At 34.5% G+C, this 16,291-nt stretch carries 11 protein-coding genes and 1 pseudogene; 2 read left to right on the forward strand and 10 right to left on the reverse strand.

The genetic code is table 11. The features are described 5' to 3' along the window. Positions 1-150: 150 nt before the first annotated feature. Complete coding sequence (locus H1220_07950) at positions 151-771, forward strand: helix-turn-helix transcriptional regulator (GenBank protein QMI85609.1); 621 nt, start codon at positions 151-153, stop codon at positions 769-771. A gap of 110 nt (positions 772-881) precedes the next feature. Here the strand turns inward: H1220_07950 and H1220_07955 are convergent, their stop codons facing one another. Then, on the reverse strand, positions 882-1,052 hold the full coding sequence (locus tag H1220_07955; GenBank protein ID QMI85610.1) for a hypothetical protein: 171 nt from the start codon (positions 1,050-1,052) through the stop codon (positions 882-884). A gap of 674 nt (positions 1,053-1,726) precedes the next feature. On the opposite strand from H1220_07955, the gene H1220_07960 reads away from it, so the two are divergent. Continuing rightward, entirely contained in the window at positions 1,727-4,369 is a 2,643-nt protein-coding gene (locus H1220_07960) for a cation-translocating P-type ATPase (GenBank protein ID QMI85611.1), read from the forward strand. A gap of 158 nt (positions 4,370-4,527) precedes the next feature. Here the strand turns inward: H1220_07960 and H1220_07965 are convergent, their stop codons facing one another. From H1220_07965 to H1220_08005, 9 genes and pseudogenes are all read right to left on the reverse strand, one after another. Then, a complete protein-coding gene (locus H1220_07965) occupies positions 4,528-5,811 on the reverse strand; it encodes a serine hydrolase (GenBank protein QMI85612.1) in 1,284 nt (427 codons plus the stop codon). Between the two features lie 33 nt (positions 5,812-5,844). Further along, complete coding sequence (locus H1220_07970) at positions 5,845-6,915, reverse strand: iron-containing alcohol dehydrogenase family protein (protein ID QMI85613.1); 1,071 nt, start codon at positions 6,913-6,915, stop codon at positions 5,845-5,847. Positions 6,916-6,982: 67 nt separating this feature from the next. After that, on the reverse strand, positions 6,983-11,383 hold the full coding sequence (locus tag H1220_07975) for a hypothetical protein (protein QMI85614.1): 4,401 nt from the start codon (positions 11,381-11,383) through the stop codon (positions 6,983-6,985). Continuing rightward, positions 11,376-12,071: pseudogene (locus H1220_07980) on the reverse strand (ISL3 family transposase). The gene H1220_07975 and the pseudogene H1220_07980 overlap by 8 nt, the downstream one beginning before the upstream one ends. After that, on the reverse strand, positions 12,070-12,774 hold the full coding sequence (locus tag H1220_07985; protein ID QMI85615.1) for a transposase: 705 nt from the start codon (positions 12,772-12,774) through the stop codon (positions 12,070-12,072). Before H1220_07985 ends, H1220_07980 begins: the two are co-directional and overlap by 2 nt. After that, positions 12,759-13,370 carry a hypothetical protein gene (locus H1220_07990; protein ID QMI85616.1) on the reverse strand — a complete coding sequence of 204 codons (612 nt, stop codon included), beginning with the start codon at positions 13,368-13,370 and terminating at the stop codon, positions 12,759-12,761. The genes H1220_07985 and H1220_07990 overlap by 16 nt, the downstream gene beginning before the upstream one ends. Next, complete coding sequence (locus H1220_07995) at positions 13,357-14,208, reverse strand: class C sortase (GenBank protein QMI85617.1); 852 nt, start codon at positions 14,206-14,208, stop codon at positions 13,357-13,359. Before H1220_07995 ends, H1220_07990 begins: the two co-directional genes overlap by 14 nt. Then, a complete protein-coding gene (locus tag H1220_08000; protein QMI86694.1) occupies positions 14,177-15,058 on the reverse strand; it encodes a class C sortase in 882 nt (293 codons plus the stop codon). The genes H1220_07995 and H1220_08000 overlap by 32 nt, the downstream gene beginning before the upstream one ends. Further along, positions 15,039-16,226: a prealbumin-like fold domain-containing protein gene (locus tag H1220_08005; GenBank protein QMI85618.1), complete on the reverse strand. Its 1,188-nt coding sequence runs from the start codon at positions 16,224-16,226 to the stop codon at positions 15,039-15,041. Before H1220_08005 ends, H1220_08000 begins: the two co-directional genes overlap by 20 nt. Positions 16,227-16,291 lie beyond the last annotated feature (65 nt).

Raw genomic sequence — 16,291 nt, forward strand, 5'->3', positions numbered from 1 at the left:
CCTATTTCAAAATGATGCAATATAAACGAACAATATTTTTATCTATGTTTTATCTATGCAACGCCTCGTTGACAAAAAGAGAGGCACAAAATACAGCTATGCAACCATTTTGTATGTTACTATACATATAAACAAAAGGAGGGCATTATCATGACAATTCATGAACGCATTTATCGTTTAAGAAAAGAAAAAGGACTTTCACAAGAACAATTAGCCGAGGCATTACACATTTCTCGGCAGGCTGTCTCAAAATGGGAAAGCCAACAAAGTACGCCTGATATTGATAACATTATTTTATTAAGTGATTACTTTCATGTCACAACAGATTATTTATTAACTGGAAAAAATACCACCACACATGTATCCTTATTCAATGCAAAAACAAGCATAATACTGTCAACGATACTCAATACATTAGGTTTTTTCTTATCTATTATTATCTTTCATGCTACACACAGTATATTAAGCCTTATTGCTTTTATTATTTGTACGACTTTAAGTATTTTATTACATCAAATAAGTATCCAACTATTTCATATAACCAAACAGCAACAATATCATTTTTGGAAAATCAATATTTGGCTTGTTAGTTTCACTCCTTTTTCTATATACCTTAGCTCACTAACAGGCGTTGACTTATTTTTACCAATATTTTATGGATATGACTTTTCCCTCTTTGTTTTCTATATTCTATTATGGTTTATCTATATATTATGTTGCTATTGGATATTACGAAAAATCAAAAGAAAAATGGTACAAAATACCCTATAAAAATCTCTTTAATATAAAAAATGGTGAATTAACATTTTAAGTGTCAATCACCATTTTTATATTGATGTAAACATATTTAACAATCTATTGAAAAGCTCTTATTTTTCATCTTAAAACCTACCCCAACCACCAGCGATACCGACTGAACCATCATCAGTGTCTTGTATCTTTTGTAATAATGCCATTTGTTCTTCTGTCAAAATAATCCATTTATCGTATTTTTTCAATCGAATATCTTGCATCAATCGCTGGATAGCCAATCTATCTGCCCACCGCCACAATGCTTACCATTCAACTCGCAAATTGTGCTTTGAATAGCCAACAAAACACTTTGTAGCATTGGTGTTTTATCATTTTCTTTTAAGCTAAGAGATATATTGCAACATCTCTTTTTTCCAAATATCTTCTATATTTTTGAACATAGATTTTCTCCCCGTACTTATTGGTTTATTTTTTCTATGTTTCCAGAAAAAAGAAATTCCTAAAATTAAAAATATACATTCTAATACTTTATACACAACCATTAGAACAATTGATATTGAATAATATACATCAAACATATTCACTATCTTCTTACCTTAATATTTAACTTAAATCGTGCCTTACTCTACTAATAGTAGAGCATTATCTAAAGAAATGTAAACGATACCACTTTTTTCTAGATAATCTTTTTTATACTTATCAAATAATCGTAACTATTTTCCTATTTATAAACATTTTTCAGAAAATTTTTTCTCTTGCATTTCTTTTCAATTCTTGTATAATATGTTGCATGTGATATGTTTTTTATAAGGGAGTAACTGGTACAATTTAAAATTGTGCGATAGTATCAACAACGACAAGCAGGTTTCTGCTGGTGCTATCTTAAACAGTGAGACTTATAGATACAGCTAGCTGTATCTATAAGTCTTTTTCTTTTATCTAAAACAATCTATATGATTTTAGGAGGAAAAATATGACAAAGAAAGATTATTTCTTATTATCACAAGAAGAAGTCTTACAAGATGTAGATAGTTCATTAGCTGGTTTATCTAGCAAAGAGGCAAGCGATCGTCTTGCTAAATATGGCGAGAATATGTTACAAGAAGGAGAAAAACGTTCTTTACTTGCTAAATTTTTAGATCAATTCAAAGATTTCATGATTATTATTTTAATGGCAGCTGCTGTGTTGTCTGTTGTGGTATCTTATGCTGAAGGACATCCAGAGTATCATGATGCGATTATGATAATGATTGTGGTACTTATCAATGCGGTGTTGGGGATTGCTCAAGAAGCAAAAGCCGAAGAAGCTGTAAATGCCTTGAAAAAAATGGCATCTCCTCTTGCACGTGTGATGCGTGACGGGCATACATTATCACTAAAAAGTGAAGAAATTGTCGTTGGAGATATTGTTTTATTAGAAGCAGGTGATGTTGTCCCTGCCGATATGCGTTTATTAGAAGTCAACACATTAAAAATTGAAGAGTCTGCACTAACTGGAGAATCTGTTCCCGTTGAAAAATCATTAGCTATTCCAAATAGTGAGGAGTCTGGTATCGGTGACCGTACAAATATGGCATTTTCAAGTACAAACGTAACGTATGGACGTGGACTTGGTGTTGTTGTAGCAACAGGTATGGATACCGAAGTTGGTAAAATTGCCAATATGCTTGTTTCTGAAAAAGAAAGCAAAACACCACTACAAGAAAATCAAGATCAACTTGGAAAATGGTTGACTATTTTAATTTTAGTGATTGCTGCAATTATTTTTGGTATCGGGCTATCCCAAGGTAGACCTGCCACAGCTATGTTATTAACAGCTATCTCAATCGCTGTTGCTGCAATCCCTGAAGGGTTACCTGCTATTTCAACAATTATTTTAGCTTTAGGTACTCAATCTATGGCAAAACAAAATGCGTTAATTCGTAAATTACCTGCCGTTGAAACATTGGGTGGAACAGAAATTATTTGTTCCGATAAAACAGGAACATTGACACTGAACCAAATGACAGTTGAAAAAGTAGTTTATAACAATACCATTCATAATGCTAGCGAGCCGATTGACTTAGACTTATCTGTATTAAAAGTGATGACACTAGCAAACGACACAAAACTGTCAAAAGAAGGACAACTAATCGGCGATCCAACTGAAACAGCACTTGTACAATTCGCATTGGATAAACAATTAAACCTACAAGAATTTTTAAGTGCTTATCCACGTGTGGCAGAAGTACCATTTGAGTCTGACCGCAAAATGATGTCAACTATTCACCCAGTAAACAATGCATACCTTATCGCAACAAAAGGTGCTCCAGATATTTTATTAACGCGTTGCACACATATTTTAGATAACGGTGCCGTAAGACCAATTACTGACACTGACAAAGATACATTGGCAAGATTAAATCATGAAATGGCGACTCAAGCATTGCGTGTTTTAGCCATGGCATATAAAGAAGTGGACGCTGTGCCAAGTGAATTGACAACTGAATATGTAGAGCAAAACATGGTATTTGCGGGGCTAGTTGGTATGATTGACCCTGAACGTAAAGAAGCTGCTGATGCGATTGCTGTTGCCAAAAAAGCAGGTATTCGCACAATTATGATTACAGGTGACCATAAAGACACAGCTCAAGCTATTGCGAAACGTTTAGGTATTATTGAAGAAAATCAAGAACACGCCGTTTTAACAGGTGCTGAATTAGATGCAATGTCTGATGAAGCATTACGCCAACACGTCGAACAATATTCTGTTTATGCTCGTGTATCTCCAGAACATAAAGTAAGAATTGTGAAAGCATGGCAATCTCACAACAAAGTTGTTGCCATGACAGGTGATGGCGTTAACGATGCTCCGTCTTTAAAAGCTGCCGACATTGGTGTAGGTATGGGTATTACTGGTACGGAAGTATCCAAAGGTGCTTCTGATATGGTTTTAGCTGATGATAATTTCAAAACAATCGTTGCTGCCGTGAAAGAAGGACGGAAAGTCTTTGCAAATATTCAAAAAGCTATTCAATACTTATTGTCTGCAAACTTAGGTGAAGTGATGACATTATTCGTTGCAACAATGCTTGGTTGGACTATTTTAGAACCTATTCATATTTTATGGATTAACTTAGTCACAGACGTATTCCCTGCTATTGCACTAGGATTGGAAGAAACTGAAAAAGGCGTTATGACGATGAAACCTCGTGGAAAAAGCTCTAACTTCCTATCTAACGGTGTTGGACATAGTATTATTTACCAAGGTATTTTAGAATCATTATTTACACTAGGAATTTTCTGGTATGCAAAAGACCACTTTGGTGTTCCAGTTGCCGAAACAATGGCATTCGCAACACTCGGTTTAATCCAATTGTTCCACGCATATAATGTAAAATCTGTTTACCAATCTCTATTTAGTATGAACCCATTCGCAAACAAATGGTTAAACTATGCAACCATCGGTTCTGCAGCAATGTTACTGATTGTAATGATTGTACCAGGTGTAAACACATTCTTTAGTTCTTCAAGCTTAACACTTGCTCAATGGGGTATGGTCGTTGGCGTAGCCTTTGCGATTGTTCCTGTTGTTGAAATTTGTAAAATTGTTTTACGTATTGCACATAAAAAATAATAGATACACCAAAATAGGAGGAACTGCTAGAAGTTCCTTCTATTCTTTTATTTATATTAACAAAAATGCTTAACATCAATGTATCGATGTTAAGCATTTTACTATTTTAAGATAACTAGCTCTCTTACCTTTCACTTAGCAATAAACTTTATTATTTCCTATTTTTGATGCGTGATATGATACTGATTAATCACAAATGCAAGTTGTTCAAAAGTTTCAAGACCAACTCCTGTTGTGTATAGTGCTAAAAGATAAGGTGTTTTTTCATACACAATCGCAACATCATTATGTGCACCACCAAAATCTCCATATTTGTGTGCAATATCCGCATCCGTCACATATTTTTTCAGATATGCACCCGGCATTGCTTTTTTCATATAGGCAATAATATCTGCATACGTATTTTGGTTTTTATACAAATAATTTAGTACTTGTATAAAATAATCACTTGTCGTCAAACTATAATCACTGGAAGCAATGGTTTTAATATCTCCCTCAGCTTGACCATAAACAGCAATATCTTCATATACTTTCGTCACGCCACCTAGTGTATTAAATAAAACAAGTGATGCTACATTACTTGAATTTACAATACTTTCTTCTTGTAATAGTTTAACGTCTACGGATTGTCCATAATTATTGAGGAATCCTCTGTATTCGTCAATACTTTCATAGCATTCGCTACATACGGGCACTTTTTGGTCTAAAGATAAATTACCACTTTTCACTTTGTCGGACACTAACATATTTAATGGCAGTTTATATGTACTTGCTGATTTCATAGGTGCATTTTTGTTCATTGCAATCACATCATCTGAATCAACTGATTTATACGCAAACGACACAAGTTCTTCACTCACATTTTTATCGGCTAAAAATTCTCTAACAATGGTAACCAAATCTTTGTTGACATAATCATATTTAGAAACCAATCCCTCCAGTACTTCCGGTTTATCCGCCACCGTTAGCACTTGGCAACTTTCTTGTCCATACGCTGTCGCACACACACGTTCTTCGCCACTTGACAGTGATTGACTGTTCTTATTATACGTCACTTGAGAAGCATACTTTGGATTTACTTTAAAAATCGTTTGATAATTTTGTCCTTTATAAAATACTCGATTGGCTGCATCTAAGGCAACAATCGTTGATATATCAGGCTTATTGATATTAAATTTGACACGGTATGTTTTTCCCTCATAAACAACATTAACTGTCTGCAATCCCTCTTTTTCAAGCTGGCTCTTATCTATCTCCACTTGTGTGTCTGGTTTGGCATGATCCAAATAAAGTGATGCAGTTAAAGGTAGGTCATCTCCCCAAGTATATGCAAATACATCTTGTTTTGTTGCTGGTAGCAAAAACAACAAATAAATGAGCACAATACTAGTTAACACGATACTCAATGATAAAATTTGATATATTTTCTTCTTTTTAAGCATAAAGTCGCTCCCTTAGTTAAAAATACATTTTTATTATACATATTTTTCAACTAAATGCACAGCTTTTACTATATCGTCCGTTTGAACATTCGGAACAGCAAGACGAAATGTTTCCCTATCGCTCGCTGCAAATGATGCCATTTTTGGTACAGCTGTTTCCATAGTTTCTTCTATGCCTAATTGATGCCATGAATAAATAAAACCATTCTCTTTATAAAACAGAATTAATCGTTGTAATTCCTCTAATTCATTCATTGCTGCTAATTGAACGAGTAGCCCGTAAGACACTTTAACACCGTGCTGTATAGCATGTGTTTCTTTAAATAATGATAAAGCATTATGTACAGCATGTGCTCCAGACATACGCCCATATTCACAAGCAAAACAACCTACAGCAGCTGCCACATTAAAGACTGTATCCACAACACGTTTGAAAGCAGGTGTTACGTCATGATTCTCTAAATTTTTTAACGCTTCAGGTGTATCACGTAATAAAATTTCTTGTGTGACTTTTGCCGCAGCTAATCCTAACGCAACATTCGCCTCCAACGTATCCTCAACATGACGCACAATACTTTCTGCCTCATACCATTTCACAAGCGTGTCACAAACACCACCTTCAAAATACGCTTTTGGAGAATGTGCTAATAATGTTAAATCTACAATACAACAATACGCTGTTCTTGAAAAATAATCCACCATTTTAAACGTTTTATCTGGGTGATATACCGCCGCTACCGGTGTTGTAGGAGCACATGTTCCCACGACTGTTGGTACAGAAATAATGTCACAATTTAAACGTTCTGCAACAATTTTAGCCGTATCACAAACCTTTCCACCACCGATTGCCACAATCACATCAGCATCTTTTGCCAATGCCGCTAGACGCTCACCGTCCTCATGACTAGATGTTTTATCATATTTTAAAACAGGAATACCTTCTAACTTATCCGGTGTAAATGTTAAAAACGCTTCATAAGATTTTTCTCCAGTAACAATATAAGGCTTATCAAATGCTTTTAATTTTTCTGATAAATAAACTAAAGCACCTGCTTCACTAATATATTGTCCTGGGGTACTTCTTGTCACTTGTTCAAATCGCATAATGTCCTCCTATAATTAAAAAAAGATGATAGAATATCGTTATTCTATCATCTTTTCCGATTTTTTTCTATTGCTTTTTACGATAATATAAAACAGAAATAAGCATTATACTTATACCACATATCATAAAGATTTCTACACCGATACCACCCGTTTTTGGAAATTCTCCCGGTTTGAAGTTTTTCACACGAATACCTACAATATTTGAGTTACTCTCTTTTTCAATAAGAACAATATCTTTAAACGTATCTGATACTGTCACATCTCCATTTTGCCCAATCGTAATCATCACAGGCTCGGGTAATTTTTGATAATGTTCTGGTGCTGTTTCTTCGACTAAATAATACACACCCGGTACAAACCCTTTATCTCTATTTGTAAACGTAAATTCTCCCGTTGTCAATGTCGCTTGTTGCCCATTATATGCCGGTGCATTCGCATCTTTACTTTGTTTAATAATAAATCGTGCATTCGCCAATGTCTGATTTGTTTTCGCATCAACTTTTATCACTTTCAACATATAACGTATTGGTGTATTTTTCATCATTAAAGACAGTATATTTTCTTGTTGCTGAACAGTCAATGTATCAGTAACATCTGTCAACACTTCTCTGTTTTGTTCAATCGTAGCAACTTTAACCGTCATGATGCCATTTTGAGCAATACTAATTTTGTATTTAGTATCATCCCTTTGATAACCGATTGGCGCTTGTTTTTCTTGTAAATAATAACTCGTTCCAAGTGCCAACTCTTTAAATGACACCATACCTTGACTATCCGTTTCTTTCGTCGCCACTTCTGTCACGCCGTCTTGTTGATACAGTGTAAATTGAGCATGCTCTAAAAGAACAGATGTATCATCTTTGGATACTTTTGTTAATCGAATTTCTGGCTTATAGTTTTTTACTTTAATAGATACTAAATCATCATGCTCAGAACTATTTCCAAGTACAACAAGATGTGCTTTATTTTCTGGAACACTCAATACACCGTCTGGAGATAGTGTAAACGGAATACTTTCTGATAAAGGCACATATCCATTTGGTGCGAGTAACTCTTTAATATAGTACGTTCCCGAAGACAATTTTCTAATTTGCCCCTCACCAAAGATAAACCCATCTCTTGATAAAGTAGCCACATAATCATTTACACGTTGTCCGTTTTCATCTACAATTTCAAATCTCGAGCCATCAAGACCCGTACCTTCTTCCGTAATCTTTTGCAATTTCACACGATACTCTTTTTTTCTATTTTTCGCTACAATATTTAACACCCGATTATCCATATTCTTCAACACGAATACATCATCGGCATTGTGACTTCCAGCTGTGCCGTCTTCATGTAAAATAACTTCATATTTTTTCGTATTCAATTCATACCCATCTGGAGATGTTATTTCTTGAATGTAATATGTCCCTGGAGATAAATTCTCAAATTGTAGATTACCACGTTCATCTGTTACTTTATCATAGCCAATTTGAGTGGTTTGATCAGATGAAAACAGTCTAAAAATTGCATCTTTTAATACATGCTGTTCATCTGCTACATCATGTTTCATCAGTCGAATATCGAAATGGTCTTTATGATTTTTCATTTTTAATTTTATCGTTTTATTTTCATTGACTAATTCTGATGTAAAGTAAGAATCATCTTGCGATGTATTGCTAATATTTCCTTGACTATCGACATCAAATTCAAATGCTTGTGTATATGGTATATATCCATTTGGTGCACTTTCTTCGGTTAAACGATAATGCCCTTCTTGTAACGCATGAAATATGACTCTTGAGGCGTTGACATCATTTCGTGAAACAACATTATAACCCGTATTTGATTGTAGTCTAAAGATAGCTCCTGTAAGTGCATTTCCCGTTTGACTATCTAGTTTTTCTAACTCAACAGACGTAGATGTTGTATGTGCCTTCACGTTGATAATCTCTTTTAAGTGATTTGCATCATAGGGTTCTCCGTCAACACGAATACTACCATCTTGAGCAACAACCAAGGTATGCATGGTGTCATCAAGCGTATATCCCTCTGGTGCTTCTATTTCTTTAAAATAGTATGTTTTATTTGCTTCTAGTCGATCAAACGTAACCGTCCCTGTATCGTCAGATTCTTCATTTGATAAAATAATTTTTTGATTTGTATGTTGTTCGATTCCATATAAAGCAAACCGTGCAGGTTCTCTAATTGGAACAGTAGTCCCATTTATATTCTCTACTTTTTTAAATTTATATTGATACACATGTATTGGTTCCGCACTCACACGAGTATCATAAAAAAATGGTCTACCTAATACATTATGCACTTCTCCAAAAATACCACCTGAACGTGCATGTGCTAAGTTTACTTGACGGCCTGATGCTTTTTTCTTTGTTTTGACACGAATAACCATTACTTTTCTACTGATTGTACGATGATTAAAAGAAAAATCTAGACGATATAAACTTCTAAATTTATCTGTTCCTCGATAATTATAGTCAACATCTGGGCCATAATAATATTTGTCTTGGGGACTACCTGTAATCGTATATTCTGATTTAGGTACTCTCAAAATAGTATTTGCCATATAGTTTTGCCCATTGCCCGGGTCTGCCATAAATACGTCAATATCTTTATCAAAAGAGCTAGGATTATTCCCATGATATAGTTCAATCCCGTCCCCTAAATGATCTTCTAAATATCTATCTTTAGGAAAATTTCTATTGTCTCCTCTAGCATTAAACAAAACTTCCCACGTAATATAATCTTCCCCTATATCAATAGTATTTTTCCGAATAGTCGGTGCTGTTTCTGAAATTGGATTTGGTTCATAATGCGCTGTCACAATATTGGTTAAATTTTTACTACATGAATCAGTTGCCCCAAAGTGATTTTCAGCTGTGTAGTCAACCTCTTTTGAAATAATAGTTGATTTAGGATGGTCTGGGTCGTAGAAGAACCCTGCTCTAGGCTCTATCCCTGAGAAAACACGCATTCTTCGTTTTTCTTCCAAACTCATTCGTCTACCATTCACATAATAGACACTATTTAACTCAGCATCTGTTTTCTTTTCAGAACCAGATAATTCAAAAAATCCTGTATAATCTTGTGAGGATACACCATTTTCCGTAACCACAAATTTCAACTTATCTTTTGCCACATGATATACATCAACTGCACCGTGTTTACCTTCCGGATCCAATGTCTGCCATCGCTTATTCGAATTAGGCACGTGCTGGATAACGTAGTCATCCGGTAAAGACACCGTGAAATAGTCTCCCGGTTTCGCATTAGCAGGTATTTTGAAATGGAATTGATAAATACCTCCCCAACCTGCTGAATCAGCCGTTGAAAATGAGTTTAATGTTAAATCTGTAATTCTTGTGACACCGTATTCACTACATTGAATATTCGCAACAGGATGTTGTTTTCTTTGTTTATTCACAAAATAATAATCTAACGCTTTATCATCTGAACCACTATATAACAAATAATATCCTGAAGGTGCAAGTTCTTCTACAGAATAATCAATACGCTTTCTTTCTCCATAATTATCTAATTTAAATTTTTGAATATTTTCGACCACTTTTTCTGTTTGATTCGCATTTAACACCTCTGTGCGAATAAGTGTATTGTCAGCACGTATTTCATAACGTGTATCAACTGGTGTAGCACCGTCTTCCCAAGATTTTCTAATTTTCAAATCGACTTTTAGTGCCTCTAAACCGGCTTGTGGAATAGTATGATTTACTTTTTCATTTGTAATATTGGTTAACACTTCTGTTTGAACAATATAACCAGTAGGTATATCGGAAACTGTAAATTGAGTGTCATGAACAGATTTTGTTTCTGTTCTTTCTAAAACATATCCATTATTTGACGGTTTATAATAAAAGACTTTAACACTCGTTACATTTTGTGAAGCATCTGGTGTCATATCAAATGTTTTCGTTTTAGGTGTATTACCATTATTTACAACTGATGATGTCCAACGAATAGATGTATCGGTTATATAATCTCCAGCTGTTACCGTATCTTCAGTTCCACTCGTATTGATAACAGGGCTACTGTCATCATGATGAAATGCTCCAGGTAATAATAGTCTTGCTGTTGACGGTACCTCTAAAACCGTATCTCTATCTAAAACGGTTGTAGTACCTCCATACGTTAAGTCTGCTCCTTTTTTTAATTCAGCAGTTAAAGTCGTATGAAAATCTAAAGCGTAAAAATCTCGAACATCTGTAACTGGTGTTTCAATCGTATAAATATATTCACCATTTTCGATAGTACCCATCCGATGCTCTGTAGAGCACATTAAATCTGCCTGAGTTGTTCCTATTTCATGCTCGTTTAATATCTCTGTATCATCCCTTTTAATAGAGGTAATCACTGGTGCACCTAAACCGGAATCTTTTGGCTCTTCGTCAAATTGTGTTGGTGGAGAGAAATAGTGAGTATGTTGGTAGTGAATGGCATTAACCATTCACTACCTTTTTCACATTCTTTTTCTGCCACTGAGAATGGTGTTGTATGATTAAAATACGCAATCTAAAATAAGAAAAACGTCTGTAGCCATAGGCAATCCGTTTGATGACTTTAATATGATTGTTGATAGCTTCTGTGATACCGTTTGAATAAGGTGTGGTAAAAGCTTGATAAATACCATTCTGATAGGTTTTAAAAATATCAAATTTCTTTCTAAACCACTCTGGTAATGACGGGTCAATATGATGAATAACCTCCATAAATGACTCAAAATCTCGCTGTCTATAAGCATATCTCAACTCTTGTACAAACTCATATGCTTGTTTTAAAACAGGACTATAGTCTAATAATCTATCCAGGATTTGTGCGTGTGTCAGATATGTTTTAAAGGATTGGTGATAGTGATAGTCTGTATCATTTACATCAAAGGCATCTTTTAATAATAATTTCCAGTATTTCTTTAAGTGTTTATAAGCCTTTTCTTCTTTTTTAAAGGTGTTCATTTCTTTTATACGTAGTGTATTTAAATTCCGATGTATATGTTGTATGATATGAAATCTATCTGTGACAATAACGGCATTAGGAAAAACCTTCTGAATAAGTTTGCCATAATTGGCATTCATATCCATAACAAGATAGCGAACGCTATGTCTTGCTTTTTTAGAAAATTGTTTAAAAAAGTGATTAAAGGTCTAATTGGCGACTAGGTAACACATCAATAATACGGTGCGTCAATCCGTCTACACAGATAAAACTCATCTTCCCTAAATGAGATGTCACAGACTTAAATTCGTCGATACATAGTACCTTAGGTAGATAATGAAAAGACGGTTTAACTTGTTTTGTATATTTATCTAAGACACGTTGTACGGTCACATCAGATACAAAGTGGTCTTGGCAGATATGTTTTCTTGAAATATTTTTCGTTAAATCAAGTGCAATAAGTTGTTTTAATTCTTTAGAAATACAACAATGTTTATCGACTAAAGAACACGAAGAAGAACAGGTTTTTAGACACGTTTTACAGCGATAACGGGTTCTTTTAAGAAGTAAAACAGTTTTGATTTGTCTAAACTTTGGTAATAATGTTTTCGTTTGATATGTCCCATGTTTGATGAGTGTTTTAGCATGACAATGTGGACAGGTGTGGCAAGGCTTTGTCCAAGTACCTTTAATAAAGTGGTGTGGAATACCATTTATTGTTTTTTCTTCTAACCAATGTTCATCAGCTATGAAAGATTTATCTGTTAATGTCAATAATTTTTTTGTATAATAATCCATGAGAAATACCTCCTTGTTTAATTGTGGTGATTTAATCATACAGGTATTTCTCTTTTTTTGTCCACTTTTATATACAAAATCGTGTTGGTGGATTATTCCCACCAACACGATTTATTATAGAGCCAATCTTTTGTTGTCGTAAAGAATGTTTTTAAATCTCTTGCCGTATGGTTAATATTACCTGAAATATGTGTTTTATATACCCAAACGATTTTGGAACGCCCTTGTGAATCTGTCACAATATCTTGTTTATATAATGTTGATTTTTGTTCAAAATCTCCCAATTTAATTGGAATACTAAATTTACCTAGATCAAATGTCAATCGCTTAATCGTGTCCCACCAACGTGTGACAGTTGTTGTCGTCGTAGAACCGTCAGGGTTATTAACAGTTGTTGAATCTGCTACTGGTGTGTCGTCACTTAGTGGATTCTCTCGATTGGCTGAACGGAACATAACCGACCCTGCATTTTCTTCCGTTGTTTCTTCAATACGTTCCGTGACAGTTTGACTTAATGTTTGAATCTCTGTTTGACGGCTTGTTTCAGTTTCTTCTTTTTTTGGTTGAGATTGCTCATCATTCGCTTGCGAGATACTCATATCTGACGTAGAAACCGAAACATTTTCTTGCGCATAAACAAAACCTCCAAAAACATGAGATAAAATCAATAAACTAATGGCGATTATACGTCTAATTTTTTTCACGACTCAACCTTCCCTTCTTTCGCATTCTAATTATTATTCCACTCAATATAACGACTCCACTCAATGCGAGATAAAATAGCCATCTATATAACCACAATGTTTGATATTGATTGGTTTGTAATGTTTGTTCTTGTTCAACATATGGTACACGTTCTCCCATGACTAAAAGTCGATGACTATTTATCATATAAGGTGTGCATGTCAATAGTGTTGCATAATCTTTTCCTGTTTGGATAGCAATGGCTCCTAAGTCTGTAGGTTCTACTACTTTGACTTGAAACACACGATAAGCCAATGTTTCTTTGATATTGCGAATATAAAACATATCGCCGATTTCCATTTTATCTAAATCAGTGAATAACTTTGCCGTAGGTAATCCTCTATGCGCAGATAAAACGGTATGCGTACTTTCTCCACCAACGGGTAGCGACGTCAACTCTAAATGTCCCACGCCTTTTTGCAAAACATTTTCCGATGTGCCTGCATAAATTGGAATTTCTTCTAACAGCTTAGGTATACGTAGATATCCAATTTGTTCATTTATTTCTAACATACGGGCATACTCTTTGATACCGTCTTTTTGTAAATCCGTAAATGGATCTTGTATCCAAACTTTTTGAATCCTCGTTTCATTATATGCTTTTGCTAAAGCAATGCGTTTATCAACATCTTTTGTCGAAATATGCGATGCATTTTTTTCAAATTCTGTCACCACAACTTTTGAGGCAAAATAATACATGGTTTGACTAACAATGGGAAATAATGTTATTCCTAATCCAAGTAAAAAGATGATAATAAGTCCTCTCTTACGTCTTTTGGCGACTACCCTTTTTCGCATATCTGTTCTCTTTTCTATATTTTCGGTGCAATTTAACAAATAAAATAACTAAAATCACTAATACAAAAAACGTACCATAAAACAAGCGCTTGTATAAATCATTCTCTTTAAAATAACTAGTTTCTTTTTCTTCTATCGCTTCCACATAATCAATACGAAATCCTCTAACAAGTAAACGATGTGTGTTAACCATATAAGGTGTACACGTCAACAACGTCACATAATCGTGTCCCTCTTGAATACGTAAATCCTCAATATTAGTAGGTTCTACCACTTTGATTTGATCCACTTGATACGCTAATGTTCCACCAATATTATGAACATAAAACTTATCGCCAATTTCCAATTTGTCTAAATCTGTAAACAATTGTGCAGTGGGTAATCCCCGATGTGCTGTTAAAACAGCATGCGTACTATTCCCCCCAACAGGCAGAGAAGTTGCCTCTAAATGCCCAACACCTCGTTGTAAAACATTCTCCGAACTCCCTGCATAAATGGGTAAGTCTTGTACAATTTTCGGAATGGATACATGCCCAATCTGTTCATTTACTTCTAGCATACGGGCATATTCTGCTGTTCCTTCTTTTCTATCTTTTTCCGAATAAGGATCTTCAACATCTATATGTTTACTAGATATAAGCGCATCATTATAAGCATTTGCTAAAAAAATACGTCTTTTAATATCTGCTGTATCTAATTTTTTCACTTCTGCTTTAAAACTCGTCACTTGCACAATAGACGCACGATAATATAAATACTGACTAACTAAAGGGAATGCCAATATACCTAAACCAATTAAAAATACTAGATAAAAAAAGAAACGACTTTTTCTAGTTTTGGTTTTCTTCATTGTCATGTTTCACACTCTTTTTCTTTAAGAATATCCCTACAATAACGAAAACAATGCCCCATACATACCCATTACTCAACAATTCACCTGTATGTGGTAACCAACGCCCAATAAGATCAGGTGGTAAAGGTCTATTCACAATAATTGTCAGCGTATCATCTGTATATGATATAGGTGTAATCTCGAATGCAATATCTACACCCAATACAGCATATTCAACATTATCGACAATCGGTGCTTTTACTTCTCTTAAATAATATTTTCCATAAGGCAAATCCTGTACTTCAAAATATCCATTTTCCCCAGAGGTAAGAGTATATGTATGTCCACCTCTTAATAGTGGTTTTTTGTCAGCGTCTAACACTTCAAAAACAGCACCTTGTAAAGCCTTAGCGGGTGTTTGTTCATTCACTTTCTTAAATCGTTTCCCTCCAAAATGTGTTGGGTGATTTTCTATCGCAATATTCGTCACGTCATTCGCTTTAATCATAATCATTGGTGTATCTGTTAATAGTTGATACCCCGGCAACGCTTTGACTTCTTTGATAATATATTCCCCTTCAGCAAGACCGAAAATACGAATATTTCCCATTTCATCAGTGTTTAATACCGTTTCTCCGTCTGCATCAAGTGTTGCTAAGCCGTTTTTCACATGTACAATCTCATTATTTTTTGTATACAAAGAAAAGGCAACATTCGCTAGTGGTGTTCGCTCTTTTCCTTGTTGTTCATATTTAAACAAATGTAATTCTCCTGTTGGATGAAATTGCTTTGCATGAATCGTTTTATTTTCAAAATCATTCCCTGTTAAATCAATAAAAAAAGGTACAATTTCTGTTATAGCAAGCTCTGTTTTTTCAGATACTGCCAGTACATAATACAAGCCTCTCTCCAACTGGACTTTATAGGACTGGTCATTTAATGACACAACAGATGCAGTATATTTATTTTTCAAAGTGTGCAAATCTTGCGTTTTCACCCAATCTACTTCAGACTGGTCTGCTCCAATTTTAAACAGATGATATTGAATATCTTGATTATTGGCAAAAGCATTCGGACTAATAATTTCAATCGTTACCGTATCATTTGCATGCGCATGATTAGAAAATGGTAAACAGACAAACGCAATCAACACACATATTCTTTTGACTAATTTAGAAAATGTCATCCTATCTTCCTTTCCTTTTTAATATCTTTTCAATATCTTTCTAGTATCGAACATTCTTATCTTCT

Source organism: Carnobacteriaceae bacterium zg-84, assembly GCA_013874835.1.
GTDB lineage: Bacteria > Bacillota > Bacilli > Lactobacillales > Aerococcaceae > WM01.